The following is a 19,336-nucleotide window of genomic DNA, read 5'->3' as shown; positions in this document are numbered from 1 at the left end:
CGTTGATGATTGGCGAAGGTGGAGATCACAGCGATCTTCTCCCCGTGCTTGACGGGGAGAAGTGGCCGGCAGGCCGATGAGGGGCTTGCCCGACGCCAATCCTTATCCCCGCGGTATTACTTCACTTCATAACCGACTTCAGCCGCGGCATGGCATAACGTCGTCCAGAAGCTCCGGGCGAAGGAGCGGAAGACATAGAGGTCGAACTGGTCTTCACCCGTGCGCTGGATCTGCGCGAAGATGTCGTGATGCGCGGTGGCGCGGGCTGAACCGACGGGAAACGCCTGGCGCGAGAAATCGATCGCGAACAATTTCGCCAGGACCCATTCGGATTTCGGGCCAGACAGGCGGATCGCAGTGCGTCCGTGGGAGAGGGGCGTCACCGTCCCGTGCTGATCGTCGACCGCCTCGACCAGCTCGCCATCCGTTCCTGTCGCCTGGTCGATGACCAGGAAGCGTCGCGGCGCAAAGCCGAAGGCTGCCTTGGTCGCGCCTGCAGCTCCGCCACCTGGCTCGTCCGGGAGGACCAGGCCGGTGATTTTCCCGATGATGGCACGGACCTCGTTCTCGGACCCGGGCCAGGCCGTAATCTCGGCGATCGAGCCTGGCCGCGTCTCGGTCAGGACGACGCCGGCCGCACCGGCATCAAGGTTGCCATGCATGCCTGGCTGCCAGACCGGCAGGAGAGGTGAAACCGGCTCAATCATGCAGGCGCGTCCCTTCAGGGTCGAAGAAGTGGTGACTGACGATCTCGACCGGACCGAAACGGTCGCGCAGCGGATCGGAGACATATGTCCGTGTTCCCAGGCGGGACTTGCCACCCTTGACGAGGGCAAGCGCGATGTATTTGCCGAGCGCCGGCGAATAGCAGGTCGCCGTGATATGGCCGAGGGAATCGTGTGGCCGATGGCGATCCAGCTTCTCCACGACATGCCCGCCTCCGTAGAGCGCGCTATTGTCGAGCGCGACGAGGCCGACAAGCTGCAGGCGGTCCTGGTCGACAAGACCTTCGCGATCCATCATGGCCGACCCGATGAAAGGCTTCTTCCTGGAGAGCATCCAGTCGAGGTGCAGGTCCCGCGCCGTGGTGCGGCCGTCGATCTCGGCTCCGGTGACATGGCCTTTCTCGATGCGAAGCGTACCGAGCGCCTCCAGGCCGTAAGGCACGATGCCGAAGGGTTTTCCCGCGTCCAGCAATGCTTCCCAGACAAGGGTGCCGAAGCCGGCGCCGCAATAGACCTCATAGGCCAGCTCACCGGAAAAGGAGAGGCGGCAGACCATCACCGGCGCGCCATCGATCTCGCCGTGAACGATCCCCATGAAGGGCAGGGCGGCATTGTCCACCGCCGCCTTGCCGACGCAGGCCTCCAGGACCTTGCGCGCGTTCGGGCCCGCAACGGCTGCTCCCGCCCACTCGTCGGTGACCGACGTGACGGCGACTTTGAGGTCAGGCCAGACGACGTCCAGGAAATATTCGAGATGCTGCATGACCTTGCCGGCATTGGCGGTGGTCGTGGTCATCAGGAAATCGTTCTCTCCCAGCCGCCAGGTCGTGCCGTCGTCGAAAGCGAAGCCGTCTTCGCGCAGCATCAGGCCATAGCGTGCCTTGCCGACGGGAAGCGTCGAAAAAACATTGGTGTAGACGCGGTCGAGGAGCGTCGCCGCGTCCGGCCCCTTGACCGCAATTTTGCCGAGCGTGGAAACGTCTACGATGCCGACGCTCTCGCGCACCGCCCTCGCTTCGCGGACATAGGCCTGCTCGACGGTCTCGCCGGGAAGGCCGTAGATCTGCGGGCGGAACCACAGGCCGGCGGAATACATGGTGGCGCCGTTCTCGACATGCCAGTCGTGCATGGGCGTCAGCCGTTCCGCCTTCAGGTGGCCGTAACGCTCGGCGGCCAGCGCGCCGATCGAAACGGGCGTGAAGGGCGGCCGGAAACGCGTGGTGCCGACATCGGCGATCGCCTTGCCCAGCGCCCGGGCCATGATTGCGAGCCCCGGCACGTTCGACGTTTTCCCCTGATCCGTCGCCATGCCGAGCGTGGTATAGCGCTTGAGGTGCTCGACCGAGACGAAGCCTTCGCGATGGGCGAGCCTCACGTCGTCGGCTGTCACGTCGTGTTGGAAATCGACGAAGGATTTGCCCTTGGCACGCACTTCGAGCGTGGAAGCCGGGCGTGGATCGAGATCGCTTTCGTCCGCCTCCGGCAAGGTTCCGAGGGGAATATCGACTCCAGCCGCAGCAAGACCTGCCTTGCGACCCTGCTCGAGGGCGCCGCGTGTCGAAAACGTGCCGGTGAATGCTCCGGCACCGATCCAGCTTTGCGTCGGTTTCGGCGGAAGGAAGGCCTGCAGCGCCGGATCCCATTCCGGCCTGGAGCCCGCCTGGCTCGCAAGGTGTATCGCCGGCGACCATCCGCCGGAAATGATCAGGAGATCTGCGTCAATGTTGCGGGGATCGCCCGACGGAGCGGAAGAGGCGGCATCGTATTTCTGGACCTTGATGCCGGTCATCGTCTTACCGCCCTCCACGTCGACGACGGCATGGCCGGCCAGCAGTTCGGTCTCGATCCTGGCGGCGATCGCGTGCGCCGCGTCCGAAACGGATTCGCGCATGTCGACGATTGCGGCGATCGTGGAGCCGGCATCCTTCAGCGCCGCCGCCGCGCGATATGCGCTGTCATTGTTGGTGAAAACGGCGATCCTTTCGCCGGCGAGCACGCCGAATTCGTTCGCGTAGCGCTGGGCGGCATTCGCCAGCATCACGCCCGGCCGGTCGTTTCCGGGAAAAACGAGTGGTCGCTCCAGCGCGCCCATCGCCAGCACGACATTGCCGGCGCGGATCGTCCAGTGGCGGTGCCGCGGCTCGCCTTCGGCCGCTTCCGCCCTGTGGTCGGTGACCCTCTCCACTACGGCAATCGTATTGTCGTCGTAATATCCCCAGGCGGTGCTTCTCGGCAGCAGGCGTACATTGGCCCGAGAAGAAAGGTCGCGCACCATCAGTTCCGCCCATTCGGCGGCCGCCATTCCGTCGATGACCTCACCCGACCAGTTCGTCGATCCGCCGAAGCGCGGATCGAGCTCGACCAGCATGACCTGTCGTCCTTGATCGGCGGCCGCCTTTGCCGCCATCAGGCCGGCCGGTCCCGAACCGACGACGAGCAGGTCGCAGAAGGCGTTCATGCGTTCGTAACGCGCCTTGTCCGCGACGAGGCCGGCGCGGCCGAGGCCGGCGGCGCGTCGGATGAAATACTCGCAGAACATCCAGAAGCGCGTGCCCTTCAGCGGACCGATCACCGGACCCATGAAGGTCTTGTAGTAGAAGCCTGCCGACATGAATTTTCCTGCCAGCTGGTTGATGGCGCTGATGTCGAAGGCGAGGGACGGGAAGCGGTTCTGGCTGACTGCTTCGAGGCCGTCGTAAAGCTCGATCGTCGTGGCCGGGATGTTGGGTTCGCGACTGTCGCCCCGCAGCACCGTTACCAGCGCGTTGGGCTCGTCGACGCCGGCAGCGAGGAGACCGCGGGGACGATGATACTTGAACGAGCGGCCGAACAGCGAAACGCCGTTGGCAAGGAGAGCCGAAGCGAGAGTGTCGCCGGGATGCCCCGAATAGGGGCGCCCATCAAAGGTGAAGCGGATGGCGCGGCTGCGGTCAATGCGTCCGCCGTCGATGCGCCGCGCCGTCATGCGCCCGCTCCCGGCTTGCGGACGAAGGAAATGCTGGAGATCTTGTGCGTCACGGTGTTGCGGATCACCGCGAGGTGGCTGCGACATCCGCCGGAGTGCTGCCAGATTTCGTTATGGTCGCCGGCTGGATTGAGGCGATCATAGACATAAGCGTTCCACTCGGCCTGGTCGGTGGAAGCCGGATCCGGTCGCCCTCGATTGCCATCGCCCTGATAGGTGAATTCCGAGACGTCGCGCGGCCCGCAATAGGGGCAGGAGATCAGCATGGAGTTACCTCCTGGGTGACGTTGTGCGGCATGGATGGATAGCCTAGTGCAATCTGGGCGTCGCCCCCTGGCCCTTGTCGTCGATCACCAGGCCCCGGTGAAAGCGGTCGAGGGTGAAGGGAGCGCTGATCTCATGGGGTTCGTCGCGGGCAATCGTCCAGGCGAAGGCGAAACCCGAGGCGGGCGTGGCCTTGAAGCCGCCATAACACCAGCCGCAATTGAGATACATGCCCGGCAGCGGGCCGGTCGTGATGATCGGCGATCCATCCATGGACATGTCGCAGACGCCGCCCCACGAGCGCAGCACCCGCACGCTGGCAAGGCTCGGGAACAGCGCCAGCATCTCGCTCATCACGTCTTCGACGATCGGCAGGTTCCCGCGCTGGGCGTAGGAATTGTAGCCGTCTATGTCGCCGCCATAGACGAGCCCGCCCTTGTCCGATTGCGACATGTAGAAATGACCCATGCCGAAGGTCAGGACGGTGTGGACGATGGGTTTGAGGGATTCGGAGACAAAAGCCTGCAGGACATGGCTTTCGATCGGCAGCCGGTCGATGCCGGCGAGCCGCATCACATGTCCCGTGCTGCCGGCCACGGCGACGGCCACCTTTCTGGCCCTGATCTCGCCGCGCGTCGTGGTCACGCCGACGACACGATCGCCGTCGCGCAGGAACCCCGTCACTTCGCAGTTCTCCACGATGTCGACGCCGCGGCGGTCGGCCCCACGTGCGTAGCCCCAGGCGACGGCGTCATGACGCGCAGTGCCGGCCCGGCGCTGCATCAGCCCACCGACGATCGGGAACCGGGCCGAAGCGGAGAGGTCGAGGCCCGGCACTTCCCGCGCCAGCTGGGCCGGCGTCATCAGCTCGGCATCGATGCCCTCGTGGCGCATGGCGTTGCCGCGCCGAGCATAGTCGTCGAGCTGTGCCGGCGTATGGGCGAGGTTGAGACAGCCGCGCTGCGAGAACATCACATTGTAGTTGAGGTCGTGGGAAAGGTTCTCCCAGAGCTTCATCGAATGCTCGTAGAAGCGCGTATTGGCCGGCAGAAGGTAGTTCGAGCGCACGGCCGTGGTATTGCGGCCGACATTGCCGGAACCGAGATAACCTTTTTCCAGCACGGCCACGTCGGTGATGCCGTGTTCCCTGGCGAGGTAATAGGCGGTCGACAGGCCGTGTCCTCCGCCGCCGATGACGATCACCTCGTAGGCCGGCTTGGGTTCAGGCTTGCGCCAGGCCGGCTTCCAGTCACGGTTGCCGTTGAGCGCGTTGCGGAGCAACGAAAAGACCGAGTATTCCGCCATCGTTGAAGAATCCGTTTCGGACGATGCGGCACATTATCGGGCCCCCCGTCCCCTCAAGGCCAATATTCCGCCACCGCCTTTCGCATGGCCGACCTCGCTTAACAAGCCCGCCGTGTCGACTTGCTCCCGACCATCTCCCGCTTTATCTAGGGCCAACTCTATTCCGACACATAAAGGCTCCAGCCTGTCGCGAACCATGCCGATCAGATTCTTTCGCTTCTTCGCCGTTATTCTCGTAGCGATGACAGTCGCCATGCAAGCGTCGCTCGTTCGCGCGCAGAATGGCGCCACGACCGAGCCCGATCTCGTCGCGGCGCAACAGCAGGTCATCGCCAGGCTTACCGCCCGCATCGACGGTCTCGAGAAGGACGTCGCGGCAAACACCCAGGACGACGCCCATCTCGTGGACCTACGGGCCCAGCTGGAAGAGATCGGCCGCGAATTGCTGGGCAGTGGCGTCGCCTTCCGGCCGCGCCTGAACGAAATCAACACCAGGCTCGGGCAACTCGGCGCGGCGCCCGCCGAGGGCCAGCCGCCCGAACCGGAAGTCGTTTCATCCGAGCGCCGGTCGCTCGCCGAGCAGAAGGCCGAAATCAATGCTCTGCTTGGACAGGCGGAGGATCAGTCGATCCGTGTCAATCGCCTCGTCGGCAATATCGGCGACATACGTCGCGAGTTGTTCCAGAGCCTCCTGACGAAGCGCTACGACATCAATCCCACCCTGCTCGGCGAGGTCGCAAGCGCCTCCTATGGCGAAGCCACGCGGCTCTACCACACGGTTTCTTCATGGCTGCGTTTCGTCATCCAGTACAAGTGGCAGTCGATGCTGGCTGCCACGTTCTTTGCGCTGCTTGTGGCCGTCGTGCTGTTTTTCGGCGGACGGCGTCTGTTCGGTGACCTTTTCGATCCGGACCCGCTGGTGGAGGAGCCGTCCTATCTCAGCCGCCTCTCGGTGGCGTTCTGGTCGACCCTCCTTCCAACCATGGCCGTCAGCGCCTTTCTGGCGCTGACTTACCTTCTCTATGACTATTTCGGCGTGCTGCGCATCGATATCAGCGTGATGCTCTCCACGCTGTTTTTCGTTATCGGCATCGTCTTCTTCGTGGACCGGCTGGGGCGCGCGGTGTTCTCGCCCAACCTGCCCAATTGGCGCCTGGTCGAAGTCGACACCCGAGCCGCGCGGCTTTTGCACTGGCTGGTCTTCGCCACGGCGCTTTTCACCGGCATCGACTATTTCCTGGGCAGCGTCTATCAGGTGCAGAGTTCGCCGCTTGCGCTGACTGTTGGAGAGAGCCTTATCACGACCGTGCTGACCGGGTCTCTGGTCGTCATGATCGGGCTCGTGAAGCCGTCGGTCGACGAGGATGGCCGGCCACGGCGATGGCCCGCGCTTCTTCGCTACGCACTTTTCCTTCTGGGGGGCGTGACCGTCGTGGCCTCGCTTCTCGGCTACCTCGGCTTCGCGCGCTTCCTGTCGACCCAGATCGTCGTCACGGGTGCGGTTCTGGCCACCATGTATATCGGCTTTCTCTCGTCTCGGGCCATGTCGGACGAGGGCGCCTTCGTCAATACGAAATTCGGCGCCCGATTGGGCCGGTTCTTCAAGCTCGATGAAGCTACGCTCGACCAACTCGGGCTTGTCGTCAGCATCGCAGTCAACATCTTCGTCGTGGTCATCGGCCTGCCGCTGATCATGATACTGTGGGGGTTTCAACTCGGTGACATCACCGGTTTCGTCTATAAGTTCGCGACCGAGATAAAAATCGGGTCCTTTTCCTTCTCTTTGACGGGAATCCTCACCGGCATCGTCGTCTTCATCGTCGGATATTTCCTTACCCGTTGGTTCCAGGGCTGGCTCGACGGCTCCGTCATGGCGCGCGGCAAGGTCGATGCGGGCGTGCGAAACTCGATACGGACGGCGGTCGGTTATGCGGGCGTCGCGTTGGCGGGGCTCATCGGCGTGTCGGCCGCGGGCATCGACCTCTCCAACCTCGCGCTTGTTGCCGGCGCGCTCTCCCTCGGCATCGGCTTCGGCTTGCAGAATGTGGTGTCGAACTTCGTCTCGGGCCTGATCCTTCTCGCGGAACGTCCGTTCAAGGCCGGCGACTGGATCGTCGCCGGGACCGTGAGCGGCACGGTGAAGAAGATCAGCGTGCGTGCCACCGAAATCGAGACGTTCCAGCGTCAGACGGTGATCCTGCCCAATTCGGAGCTCATCAACTCCTCGGTCGGCAATTGGACGCACAAGAACAGGCTGGGTCGCGTCGACATCCGGGTGAATGTGGCCTACGGGTCGGACGCCAGACGTGCGCATGAAGTCATGACCGAGATCGCCAAGAGCCACCCTCTGGTGCTGAAGAATCCCGAACCGTTCGTGATCTTCCTGAACTTCGGCCCGGCCGCGCTCGAGTTCGAGATCCGACTGTTCGTCGCCGACATCCTCAACCAGAACTCGGTTCTCAACGATATCCGCTTTGCGATCCTGGAGACGTTCGACCGCGAAAATATCGAAATCCCCTCGACCCCACGTGCCGTGGTCGAGAAGGCTTCGAACGGCGAATGGCCGCATGATGACGACAAGGCCGATGCCGAGCTCATGGAGTACAAGGACAAGGCTGCGGCCCAGGTTGCGGCCGCCGCGTCGCGGAAAGCAAGGGGCCGGAATAGAACCAGAAAACCGGACCCGGATCTGAGCTGAAACCGAGCCGGACTGCAGGTATTTCTGGCTGCCGGAGGCTGAACGGGGCATTCAGTTGCCGTTCAGCATCTCTGTCCTATAAGGTCCCTTGCAAGAAGGCCGCGAAAGCCCCTTCTCAGTGCAACAGAGGCGGTGGGAACACCGATACCGCAATGAACAAAATCAGCCTCGCGCTGGCCGGGCTTCTGGCGACAAGCGGCATGGGGATGGCGGCCAGTGCCGTCAACTTGGACTCCGAGCCGCACACGCTCATCGTGACCGAGAACGGCGGCAGGAACGAGCTTACGATCGGGGCCGGCGAAACCGTAGAGTTCTGCGCGAACGGCTGTTTCGTGACCATGCCGAACGGCGATCGCCAAGCTCTGACCGGGTCTGAGATCGTGGAGATCTCGGGCGGCGCCGCCAGGATCAAGTAACAGGGCCTTATCTTCCAATTGCGGGCCGGGCCAATTGCCCGGCCTTTATCATTTTCGGAAATCGCCGGTTAACCTTGCAACCGGAAATAGTCCTTTGCCAGCTTGGCGAAGAGCCCGATTTAACCATCGGTAGCAATGTGCCCCTTATGACGGTCCCACGCGCAGCGGCGTGGGGTGTTGAGGGGTGGCAACGATGGATGCTCGATCGGACCGGGCGGCGGTACCTTTGGCTGTCGATCTCGACGGCACGTTGATCGCGACCGATCTTCTCTGGGAAAGCCTGTTTCTCCTCCTTCGGAAGAACCCGCTTTTCCTGTTCATGGCACCTTTGTGGCTCGCGATCGGCGGTCCGGCGCGCCTGAAGAATGAGATCGCTTCGCGCGTCGACATCGATGCGACGCTCCTGCCTTATCGAACAGCGCTGGTGGAGCGGCTGCGCAGGGAACGCGCGGCAGGGCGTCAGGTCGTGCTCGCAACAGGTACACCTCGCAAATTCGCCGAGGCGGTAGCCGAACATCTGGGCATCTTCGATCGCGTCATCGCTACCGACGGGCCGAACAACATCACTTCCGAGCGCAAAAAGGCGAAACTGGTCGAGGCCTACGGTGACGGTGGCTTCGATTATGCCGGCAACAGCCGCCACGACCTCGCGGTGTTCGACGCCGCGCGGGCGGCGATCGTTGTCGCGCCTGACCGTCCGGCGGCGCGCTGGCAGGCCGAGCGCGGCTGCGAGTTGGTCGAGGCGGCGAAGCCGAGTTGGCGGACGATCGTCAAGATGCTGCGTGCCCACCAGTGGCTGAAGAACACGTTGATCGCGGTCCCGGTCGTGCTGGCGCATGAATATTTCGACGTCGGTATGCTGTTGGCCTGCCTGCTCGCTTTCGTTTCGTTCAGCGCCATGGCTTCGGCCGTCTACATCCTCAACGACTTCTTCGACCTGGCGCTCGATCGCAGGCACGCCACGAAGCGCAACCGGCCTTTCGCCAGCGGGCTGCTGACGATGCGCTTCGGGCTTGGCGCGGTTGCGGTCCTGCTGGTGATCGGCACCATGGCGGCAGCCTTCCTGCCGCCGCTCTTCTGGGGCGCTCTCGTCGCCTATCTCATCGGCACGACGGCCTATTCCCTGTCGGTGAAGCGCATGCTCCTGATCGACGTGCTGGCGCTTGCCGCCCTCTATACGACCCGCATCCTGGCTGGGGCCGCCGCGACAGGCACGGACGTGTCATTCTGGCTGCTCGCCTTCTCGATCTTCTTCTTCCTGTCGCTGGCGCTGGTCAAACGCTATGTCGAGCTGCGTTCCACGCCTCTTCCGGCAAAGGAACGCATAGCGGGCCGCGGCTACCGCACGGAGGACCAGGATATCATCGCGCAGGCCGGCATGGGGGCGGCCTTCTCGGCCGCCCTGGTCCTGGCGCTCTACATCGACAGCGAGGCCGTCCGGGAGCTCTATCCGCATCCTTGGATGGTATGGCCGCTGGCGCCGATCGTGCTCTATCTGACGATGCGCGTCTGGATATTGGCGCGTCGCGACGAGATGCATGACGATCCTGTCGTCTTCATCGTCAGCGACTGGAGAAGCCAGCTCGTCATCGGCATCGGGGCAGTGCTGCTGTTCGTCGCGAGCACCATGCCATGAGCCTCTCGACCTATCCCAGCTTCGGGCTTGCGACGCCACCGGCCGGACAGGCGCTCTCTCCAGCCGAAGCGATTGCCGCGCTCAAGGCAGGTGATCTCTGCGGCCGGTCGTTCCTGGCCTATGGCAACGGCCGTAGCTATGGCGACTCGTGCCAAGCCCACTCCGGAACCGTAGTCGACATGCGCGGCATGAGCCGCATCCTGTCCTTCGATCCCGAGACAGGGCTGCTCGAGGCAGAGGCGGGAGTGCTGCTGAGCGACATCATTGCCTGCGCTGCGCCCCATGGCTTCTTCCCGGCGGTGGTGCCGGGAACGCAATCCGTCACGCTCGGCGGAGCCATCGCCAACGATATCCACGGCAAGAACCATCATCGCCGGGGCAGCTTCGGCCGGCATGTCGAATCCCTGCGTCTCCTCCGTTCCGACGGCCGGATCCGGCAGTGTTCGACCTCGTCCGAATCCCGGCTGTTCGCGGCGACTATCGGTGGGATGGGGCTCACGGGACTGATCCTGTCCGCCACGATCAGGCTCATGCCCGTACCGTCGCTGGACGTCGCCGAGACGGTGGCTCGTTTCCGCGATCTCGGCGAATATTTCGATCTGGCCGAAGCCGCCGACGAGGCCAATGAATACGCCGTCGCCTGGATCGATCAACTGGCGACCGGCAGAAAAGCCGGCCGGGGCCTGCTCATGACGGGCAACCACGCGCAGCATGGAGCGAGGTCTGCAAGGGATTCGCGGACGCTTCTTTCCGTGCCGTTCCGGCTGCCGGTCAGCGTGCTCAACCGGGCCTTCCTGTCCGTCTTCAACGCGGCCTATCACTGGAAAAAAGGCAGGGGAGCGGGCCTTCGGCAGACATCTTATCAGAGCTTCTTCTTTCCGCTCGACGGTGTCGGAAACTGGAACCGGCTCTACGGGCCGCGCGGCCTCTTCCAACATCAGAGCGTGATCCCCTTCGGGCCTGCTCGCGAAGCGATCCCTGAAATGCTGGCGGCCGCACGGGAGGCCCGACAAGGGTCATTTCTTACAGTGCTGAAACGCTTCGGCGATGTCGGCTCGCCCGCGCTCCTCTCATTCCCGCGTCCAGGCTATACGCTGACGCTCGATTTCCCCAACGGCGGTGCGCCGACCCTAGCGCTGCTCGCCGAGCTCGATCGGATCACGATCGCGGCCGGTGGCGCGGTCAACCCCTACAAGGACGCGCGCATGGGCCCCGCGACCTTCGCCGCCTCGTTCCCGGATTGGCATGAATTGGAGTCGATGCGTGACCCCGCCTTCCTCTCAGCCTTCTGGGCACGCACGGCGTTGCGCCTGCCCGCCCCGGACCAGGCGCTCGCAGCGGAGTGAAAGGCGGTCAGTAAATGGGGCGGGTGTCAATCGATCGAAAGCAATATCCGGCTTTCATGAAATCTTTCCGGATTTTGTATCAGAAATACAGACGGGTGGGTGGTGAATGAAATACATCGTCTTCATACTTTTCACTGTGATGACCAATGCCGCTGCGCAGCTCATGCTGAAGCAGGGCATGATCACGCTCGGACCGATCTCGTTCGAGGGCGTCAACCCGGTCGTCAAGCTTCTGCAGATCGTGTTCAGCCCCTGGGTGTTCGCCGGTCTCCTGACCTTCGTGGTCTCGATGGCTTCGCACCTCTACGTGCTGTCCAAGGTGGAGCTTTCCTTCGCCTATCCTTTCCTGAGCCTGGCTTATGTCGCCGTGGCGATATTCGCCTATTTCGTCTTCCGCGAAGACCTCAACGCATTCCGTATCGCGGGCATCGGCTTCATCTGCATCGGCACCGTGCTGATCGCCCAGGGCGGCAGCGGCCATGCTGCAGCAAGCGATGCCAAGACTCCAATCCAGACAAGTGAGCTCGTTCGATGAGACATGTGATCTTCGGCGGCGATGGTTTCGTCGGCCGCCACCTTGCTCCGAAACTGCTGGCCGACGGCGAGGAGGTGATCGTCGCCGATATCGCCAAGAGCGAACTCCCGCACTACCGGCAAGCCCGCTTCGTACAATGCGACGTGACCGACCCAACCGCGGTCGAGAGTGTCGGCATCCGGCCCGACGACATGATCTACAATCTCTCGGCCAAGATGTTGTCGCCGATCCAGGTGCGAGCCAAGCGCCACGATTTCTTCTGGCCGGTCAATTATCACGGGACCGAGAACATCATCCGGGCCATGGACAAGGCTGGAGCGCCTAAACTCGTCCACTACACGACCGACATGATCTATGGCCACACCCATGTCTGGCCCCAGACCGAGGATCATCCGGCCGCACCGCTCGGCGAATACGGCCTGTCCAAGCTCAAGACCGAGGAACTCGCGGCGGAATGGCGCGAAAAGGGCATGAGGATCTCGCTGTTCAGGCCACGCCTCATCATCGGCCCGGGTCGCCTCGGCATCCTGGCGAAGCTGTTCAAGCTCATAGATTGGAACCTGCCTGTGCCGATGATCGGATCCGGCAGGAATCCCTATCAGTTCATCTCCGTGTTCGACTGCGCGGAGGCAGCAAGGCTCGCCTGGAAGGCGGGCGTTCCGAACGAGGCCTACAATCTCGGCTCGCTCAATCCGCCGCCCGTGCGCAAGCTGCTCGGCGACCTGATCCGGGATGCGGGATCGAAATCGTTTCTCCTGCCGACGCCCGCCTGGGCGGTGAAGCGGACGCTCGACCTGCTCGATCGCCTGAACATGCCGATCATGGACCCCGAGCAATATCTCATCGCCGACGAGATGTGCGTGCTCGACGTCTCCAAGGCCGAGCGTGATCTCGGCTGGGTGCCGCAGTACCGCGACGAGGACATGCTGATCGCTGCCTATCGGGAATATCGCGCCAAGAAGGATGGCCAGGCCGTGGCCCCGAGCCACGTGCCGGCCGAGTGAGGGAGAGGGACCAATGACCGTCATGACCAAACCGGCGGAGCTCGGTGCCGCCACGAGCGTTTCCCCGCGCAACGGGATTTCCAAGCCGAAGCTGATCAGCGTCGAGCAGGCCAAGCAGCTCGGCGTGGCCGAAATGACCGAGCTGTTCAAGGCCCACGTCAATCCCGGCCAATTGCATTTCATGAAGCTGCTCGGCTTCCACAAGATCAAGGTCGAGCGCGCCGAAGGCATGTATTATTACGATCAGAACGGCCGCGCGATCCTCGATTTCTTTGGCGGCTTCGGCTCGCTCGCCTTCGGCCATAATCATCCGAAGATCCTGGACGCCCGCCGCAAGTTCCAGGACGAGAAGCGGCATGAGATCGCAATCGCCTTCATGTCCCAATATGCGACGGCGTTCGCCCACAACCTCGCCGCCTGTTCGCCCGGGGATCTCGACATGGTCTTCCTCGGTTCGACCGGATCGGAGGCGATGGAGGCGGCCATCAAGGTGGCGGAGCGTGCCGCCGGGCCGAAGCGGCCGAAGATCGTCTATGCGGAGAATTCCTTTCACGGGAAGACGAAAGGCGTCCTGTCGATCACCGACGGGCAGCTCTACCGCGGCGAATTCAAGCTCGTCGACAACACCGTGCGTGTGCCCTTCGGCGATATCGAAGCGGTCGAGAACGCGTTCAAGTCGGATCCTGCGATCGGCGTGATCGTGCTGGAGACGATCCAGGGCGGCGGAGGCATCATCCAGGCCGAGGCCGAGTATTGGCAAAGGCTGAGGGCGCTGTGCAGCCAGTACGGCGTGATCTGGGTGGCCGACGAAGTGCAGTGCGGTTACGGCCGGACGGGCCGGTTCTACGCCTTCGAGCACTATGGCGTCGTGCCCGACGTGACCGCGCTGGCGAAGTCGCTGGGCGGCGGCAAGGCGGCGGTCGGCGCGATGATCGCCAGCCGTGATGTATACATGAAGGCCTATGGCACGCCGAAGACGGCGATGATCCACGCGGCGGCGACCTTCGGCGGCATCGGCGAAGCTTCCATCACGGCGATCGAGGCCCTGAACGTCCTCTACGATGAAGGGCTGATCGACAACGCCTCGGCAGTCGGCGACTATCTGCTCGACCGGCTGCTCGCGCTCAAGGCGAAGTATCCGAAAATCATCAAGGACGTGCGGGGCAAGGGCCTGATGGTCGGGCTCGAATTTCATGACTTCTCGCAGACGCTGCCGATGGTGCTGCGTCCCGTGGTGAGCGTCCTGGACGACAAGCTCAAAGGTTCGCTCTCAGGCTTTGTCGGCGCATTGCTGCTGCGTGACTACGACGTACTCGTCGCCTTCACGGAATACAACCGCAACGTCATCCGCCTCGAACCGCCGCTGATCTGTACGAGCGAACATGTCGACCGGTTCGTCGACGCGCTCGACAGCCTACTCGGCCGCGGCATCGTCGCGATCGTGAAGGATTTCGTGAAGAGCCAGGTGAGTTAGGAGGCGGCGCAGGGGGCACACCCCTCATCCGACCGCGCTTCGCGCGGCCACCTTCTCCCACAAGGGGAGAAGGGAAGGCTGGCAGGACCGTTCGCGCCAATCGTCCGCGTCGGCGATTTGCAGAAGCCTATATGCCAAGCTCCCCCTTCTCCCCTTGTGGGAGAAGGTGGCCTCGCGAAGCGAGGTCGGATGAGGGGTAGTATACGCACGGGGGAAGACAATGAGCGCACTACAAGGCACATTGGCGGGATGGGCCCTGCACACCGGGCTTGCAAAACGCCTGATCCAGGCAGCGGGGAGTAAAACGCTTCTCGATCGTCTCGCCGCCGTCTTCTTCGCACTCGTCTGCCTGGCGATCTCGGTCTACGCGCTTGTCCGCCCAGACTACAATTGGGACATGGTCGCCTATGTCGCAACCGCGCTTGAGGATCGCTACTCCGATCCTGCGGAACTCCATGCCCAAACCTGGCAGCGCATCACAGAAGGCGCCAGCGAGTCCCAGCTCTATCACCTTCAATACAGCAATCCCTACAACCGGAACCAATGGGAGAACCCCGCGGACTTCCAGTCCCAATTGTCGATGTATCGCGTGAAGATCGCCTATACGGCCTTGTTGCGGACGATCGAGCCACTCACAGGCCTCGTCACGGCCTCCATTCTGCTCAGCGCCTTGCCTTCGCTGGGGTTTGGCGTGCTCTGCCTCTACTGGCTCCATCGCGAAGATGCGCTGCAAGGGGCGTTCCTCCTGGCGCCGATGCTGCTGCTTGCCGACTACGGGCACATGGCCACTGCCGTGGTTCCCGACATGCTCGTATCGCTGATCTCCCTCTTCGCGATCTATCTCCTGGCGCGCGGTCGCGACATCGCCGCCTGCCTGGTGTTGTTCGTGTCCGTTTTCATCCGCCCCGACAATGTCATCCTGCTCTTCGCGCTGCTGTTGACCGCTATAGCCTTCGGTTGGCGGATTCTGCCGTTTCTCGTCACTTTCGTCTCGGCACTCGCCGGCAGCGTGGTGGTCGCAAAATTCGGTGGGCACCCTGGCTGGTGGGCGCATTTCTATTTCTCCTGCGTGGAGATCCAGAATTCGATGGCGAACTTCCATCCCGACTTTTCGTTCAGCGCATTCGCCCGCGGTTACGCCCGCGGCGTGCTGGTCGCGATCATGGACAACGACTGGCCTGCGATTCTTGCCTTGCTGCTCGCTGCTTGGGCGCTCCTCAATCGGGCCGGGCGGATCGGTTCGGCCCGCGCCAACGCCCTGGTCTTCGCCTTGGCGATCGGCACGCTCGGCAAGTTCGCCAGCTTCCCGTTGCCGGACGACCGTTTCTATTTCATCTTCATCGGCGGCATGGCGGTCCTGCTCGCAACCATGTGGAAGCCGCGCTTCGACGGCGGCCGCTGACCATTGGGGCTGCGATCTTCATCGCGACAACGGGTAGGTCTGCGGCGACTTCCAATATGCTTCTTCACAATGGGGCGAGCAAAACCACGGCCCCTCCTGTTTGGCTCGTCGATAGGAAGCAAAAGGTGCATGCATCTTGCAAACGGGATCGATCCAGGCCGGGTCGGGCGCCGGGGCGAGTTCGATTTCAAATAGGTCGACTTCTCCGGCCAGCGATCGCAGGGCCGTCTTTCCGAGGTCCTTCACCAGAATCCCGCAGCTGGCGGCCGCATCGGCAACGGACCGAGTGGCAAGCAGTTGGCCGGGAGACGCAAGCTCGGCAATGCGCGCCGCTATGTTGACGGTCGATCCGAACAGGTCTCCATCCCTCTGGATAACTGGTCCATGGTTGAGCCCCGTCCGGGTCAGGGGGAGCCGCGGGTCGTTGCGGCAAGCGTGCAGCAACGCTCCCAAAACCCGGATTGCACTTTCAGGGTCTGGAAACGAAAGCATCGCCTCGTCGCCGATCCATTTGATCGGAGGCGCGTAATCGCTGAGAGCCTCGCGCACCTTGCCCTCGAAGATCTCGAGCACGGCAAGCGCGGATTCGTCTCCGTAGACATCCGCAATGGCGCTGAAGCCCGCAAGGTCGATGAACGCAACGGTTGCCGATGCGCTGAGGGAGGTCGGGCTCTTGTCCATGTCGTTCTTGGCGCTCCTTTCTATGCGTGTACCTTGGACTACCTTGGGCCTGCCTGCCGGCACCGCAGGTGGATGGCAACTATGTCCGTGCCGATCGGGCATCAAGTCCGCGGCAGCGAGATGTTTCGACCCGAAGTCGATTGAATAGTCGCGCGGCCTTTTGGCAATGTCGCAAACAGGCTGCAATCGCGCTGCCGCACCGACCTATATTCCGCCTGCAGCATCACTTCGGAGTGGCGGTCAATGGCAGGGTTTCCGGAAAAGGCGAAGGTCGTCATCATCGGATTGGGTGGTATTGTTGGAGCATCCGTCGCCCATCACCTGATCGAGCGCGGATGGGACGACATAGTCGGCATCGACAAGTCGGGCATCCCGACCGATATAGGCTCGACGGCGCACGCCTCCGACTTCTGCTACACGACCAGCCATGACTTCCTGTCCTGCTGGACGACGCTCTACTCCATCGATTTCTACGAGAAGATGGGCCACTACGCGCGTGTCGGCGGTCTTGAGATCGCCCGCGTCGGCGACGACGCCCGCATGGAGGAGATCAGGCGCAAGGTGGCCTCGGCAAAGGCCTTCGGCACGCGCGCACGCCTGATCGGCCCCGCCGAGGTCAAGCAGAAATTCCCGCTGCTCCAGGAGGAAATGGTGCAGGGCGGCATGTGGGATCCCGATGCCGGCCTCGTCGTCCCGCGCTCGCAAACGGTTGCGGGCAAGCTGGTCGACCAGGCCGAAACCTCGGGCAAGCTCAAGGCCTTCGCGAACACGCCGGCCCGATCGCTCGTCATCGAAAACGGCCGCATCAAAGGGGTGGTGACCGATCGTGGCACGATCGAAGCCGACCATGTGGTGGTGTGCGCGGGCATTTGGGGCCGCCTGATCGCGGAAATGGCGGGCGAGGACCTGCCGGTCATGCCGGTCGACCATCCGCTCACCTTCTTTGGGCCCTATACCGAGTTCGCGGGGACCGGGAAGGAGATCGGCTGGCCGCTCCTGCGCGACCAGGGCAACTCGGCTTACATGCGTGACACCGGCGATCCCAAAACCGCGGAAGGCGGGCAGATCGAGTGGGGCTATTACGAGCAGACCAATCCGCGCCTGTGCCATCCGCGCGATGTCCTGGAGAAGGACCAGGCCCGCCTGTCGCCCTCGCAACGCGATCTCGACATGGAACAGATCCTCGAGCCGCTCGAACGCGCAATCGAACTCACGCCGATCCTGGGAGAACTGGGTTATAACGAGAGCCATTCCTTCAACGGACTTCTCCAGGTGACAGCGGATGGCGGCTCTTCCGTAGGCGAGAGCCAGAAGGTGAGGGGGCTGTGGTATGCCGTTGCGGTCTGGGTCAAGGACGGCCCCGGCATCGGCAAGCTCGTCGCCGACTGGATGACAGACGGCCGGACGCCGATCGATCATGCGCGAATAGACTATGCGCGTTTCTATCCGCATCAGATGGAGGAGAAGTTCATCGAAGGCCGCTGCGGGGAAGCGGCGCAGAAGATCTACAATCCGGCGGTGCATCCGCGCGAGCCCTATGCAACCGGCCGAAACGTGCGCCGCTCTCCGTTCTGGGAGCGCGAGAAGGAACTCGGTGGCTATTTCATGGAACTCGGCGGCTGGGAACGCGCGCACGGCTATGCCGCCAACGAGCACCTGCTGGAGAAGTACGGCAACCGCGTGCCGCGGCGCGAGAACGAGTGGGACAACCGCCATTTCTGGCGAGTCTCCAATGCCGAACATCTCGCCATGAGCGAGGATTGCGGCATCGTGAACCTGTCGCATTTCGCGATCTACGACGTCGAGGGGCCCGATCATGTCGCCCTGATGGAATGGCTGTGCGCCGCCAGGATCGGCGGCGACAACATGATCGGCAAAGGCATCTATACCCACTTCCTCGACGACGAGGGCATGGTGCGCGCGGATCTGACCGTGTTCCGCATGACCGATCGCTGCCGTGTGGTCGACGGCGCAGATGCCGGACCGCGCGACTTCAACTACATGCGCCGGGTAGCCGAAGACAAAGGCTATGATGTCACCATTACGGACGTGACGGAGAAGTTCATCACCATCGGCATCTGGGGGCCGAACGCACGTTCGACGCTGCAGAGGGTCGTGGAGGATCCGAACGGCCTGACGCCGGACGCCTTTCCCTTCGCCGCTATAAAGCCCGTCAGGATCGCCGGAAAAGAAGTGACCGCCTTCCGCATCTCCTATGTGGGAGAGCAGGGATGGGAACTGCATATGACCTATGAGGACGGGCTGGCCGTCTGGGACGCATTGCGGTCGACCGGCGCGATGGCCGTTGGCGTCGAAACCTATGCCAACAGCCGCCGCATGGAGAAGAGCCTGCGCCTGCAGAATGCGGATCTGTTGACGGAATACAATCTTTTCGAGGCCGATCTTGCCCGACCGAAGGTCAAGGAGGCCGATTTTCGCGGCAAGGCAAAGCATCTGGAATATCGCGCCAGGGCGCAACAGCCGGCCATGCTCTGCACGCTCGTCATGACGGACAATGTCGATTCGAAGGGCGTCGCCCGCTATCCGGTCGGCACGATGCCGGTGATGGATCCCGAGACCGGCACGACGCTGGTCGATGAACTCGGCCGCCGATCCTTCACGACCTCTGTCGCTTACGGCCCGACCATCGGCAGGAACATCGCGCTCGCATACCTGCCATGGGCGTATTGCCAGCAAGGCCGCAAGCTGAACGTCGAATATTTCGGCGAGATCTATCCGGTCGAAGTGGCGGCGGTTGGCTACAAGCCGCTGTACGACCCGGAGAACCTGAGGCCCCGGAGCTGAGGACAGCGCCACGCGGGGCGGCCGAGGTGGCAGATCGCGCAAATGTGAAGCAGGGCCGTGCAATTCCGGCGCGCCATTTC

At 63.0% G+C, this 19,336-nt stretch carries 14 protein-coding genes; 9 read left to right on the top strand and 5 right to left on the bottom strand.

All coding sequences use genetic code 11. The features are described from left to right. Positions 1-116: 116 nt before the first annotated feature. From ACCO56_RS26585 to ACCO56_RS26570, 4 genes are read right to left on the bottom strand one after another with little or no spacing between them, the layout of a single operon-like run. Positions 117-707: a sarcosine oxidase subunit gamma gene (locus tag ACCO56_RS26585; protein WP_433643923.1), complete on the bottom strand. Its 591-nt coding sequence runs from the start codon at positions 705-707 to the stop codon at positions 117-119. Further along, positions 700-3,690 (bottom strand): sarcosine oxidase subunit alpha family protein, encoded by a 2,991-nt coding sequence (locus tag ACCO56_RS26580; protein ID WP_433643922.1) that lies wholly within the window; start codon positions 3,688-3,690, stop codon positions 700-702. The genes ACCO56_RS26585 and ACCO56_RS26580 overlap by 8 nt, the downstream gene beginning before the upstream one ends. After that, positions 3,687-3,956 (bottom strand): sarcosine oxidase subunit delta family protein, encoded by a 270-nt coding sequence (locus ACCO56_RS26575; RefSeq protein ID WP_433643921.1) that lies wholly within the window; start codon positions 3,954-3,956, stop codon positions 3,687-3,689. Before ACCO56_RS26575 ends, ACCO56_RS26580 begins: the two co-directional genes overlap by 4 nt. Before the next feature lie 43 nt (positions 3,957-3,999). Next, positions 4,000-5,259, bottom strand: coding sequence for a sarcosine oxidase subunit beta family protein (locus ACCO56_RS26570; RefSeq protein ID WP_433643920.1), 1,260 nt, complete (start codon positions 5,257-5,259; stop codon positions 4,000-4,002). Positions 5,260-5,455: 196 nt separating this feature from the next. Here ACCO56_RS26570 and ACCO56_RS26565 point away from each other — a divergent pair, with 196 nt between their 5' ends. The 8 genes from ACCO56_RS26565 (at position 5,456) to ACCO56_RS26530 (ending at position 15,770) form a co-directional block, all read left to right on the top strand. Next, on the top strand, positions 5,456-7,957 hold the full coding sequence (locus ACCO56_RS26565) for a mechanosensitive ion channel domain-containing protein (protein ID WP_433643918.1): 2,502 nt from the start codon (positions 5,456-5,458) through the stop codon (positions 7,955-7,957). Positions 7,958-8,109: 152 nt separating this feature from the next. Continuing rightward, positions 8,110-8,373: a hypothetical protein gene (locus tag ACCO56_RS26560; RefSeq protein WP_433643917.1), complete on the top strand. Its 264-nt coding sequence runs from the start codon at positions 8,110-8,112 to the stop codon at positions 8,371-8,373. Between the two features lie 193 nt (positions 8,374-8,566). Beyond that, the gene (locus ACCO56_RS26555; protein ID WP_433643916.1) at positions 8,567-10,009 is read left to right on the top strand and encodes a UbiA family prenyltransferase; all 1,443 of its coding nucleotides are present in this window, start codon (positions 8,567-8,569) and stop codon (positions 10,007-10,009) included. After that, entirely contained in the window at positions 10,006-11,355 is a 1,350-nt protein-coding gene (locus ACCO56_RS26550) for an FAD-binding oxidoreductase (RefSeq protein WP_433643915.1), read from the top strand. Before ACCO56_RS26555 ends, ACCO56_RS26550 begins: the two co-directional genes overlap by 4 nt. Before the next feature lie 106 nt (positions 11,356-11,461). After that, complete coding sequence (locus ACCO56_RS26545) at positions 11,462-11,890, top strand: EamA family transporter (protein WP_433643914.1); 429 nt, start codon at positions 11,462-11,464, stop codon at positions 11,888-11,890. Beyond that, entirely contained in the window at positions 11,887-12,894 is a 1,008-nt protein-coding gene (locus ACCO56_RS26540; protein ID WP_433643913.1) for an NAD-dependent epimerase/dehydratase family protein, read from the top strand. The genes ACCO56_RS26545 and ACCO56_RS26540 overlap by 4 nt, the downstream gene beginning before the upstream one ends. A gap of 13 nt (positions 12,895-12,907) precedes the next feature. Next, a complete protein-coding gene (locus ACCO56_RS26535; protein WP_433643912.1) occupies positions 12,908-14,368 on the top strand; it encodes an aspartate aminotransferase family protein in 1,461 nt (486 codons plus the stop codon). A gap of 220 nt (positions 14,369-14,588) precedes the next feature. Then, positions 14,589-15,770 (top strand): hypothetical protein, encoded by a 1,182-nt coding sequence (locus tag ACCO56_RS26530; RefSeq protein ID WP_433643911.1) that lies wholly within the window; start codon positions 14,589-14,591, stop codon positions 15,768-15,770. 18 nt (positions 15,771-15,788) lie between these two features. Here the strand turns inward: ACCO56_RS26530 and ACCO56_RS26525 are convergent, their stop codons facing one another. Further along, positions 15,789-16,451 (bottom strand): adenylate/guanylate cyclase domain-containing protein, encoded by a 663-nt coding sequence (locus ACCO56_RS26525; RefSeq protein ID WP_433643910.1) that lies wholly within the window; start codon positions 16,449-16,451, stop codon positions 15,789-15,791. Positions 16,452-16,694: 243 nt separating this feature from the next. Here ACCO56_RS26525 and ACCO56_RS26520 point away from each other — a divergent pair, with 243 nt between their 5' ends. Then, a complete protein-coding gene (locus ACCO56_RS26520) occupies positions 16,695-19,256 on the top strand; it encodes a GcvT family protein (RefSeq protein WP_433643909.1) in 2,562 nt (853 codons plus the stop codon). The last annotated feature ends 80 nt before the right edge of the window (positions 19,257-19,336 follow it).

The organism is Mesorhizobium sp. 1B3 (assembly GCF_050958605.1).
Classification (GTDB): domain Bacteria; phylum Pseudomonadota; class Alphaproteobacteria; order Rhizobiales; family Rhizobiaceae.
The sequence above is the reverse complement of the archived record's forward strand: the minus strand, read 5'-3'. Positions and strand labels throughout refer to the sequence as shown.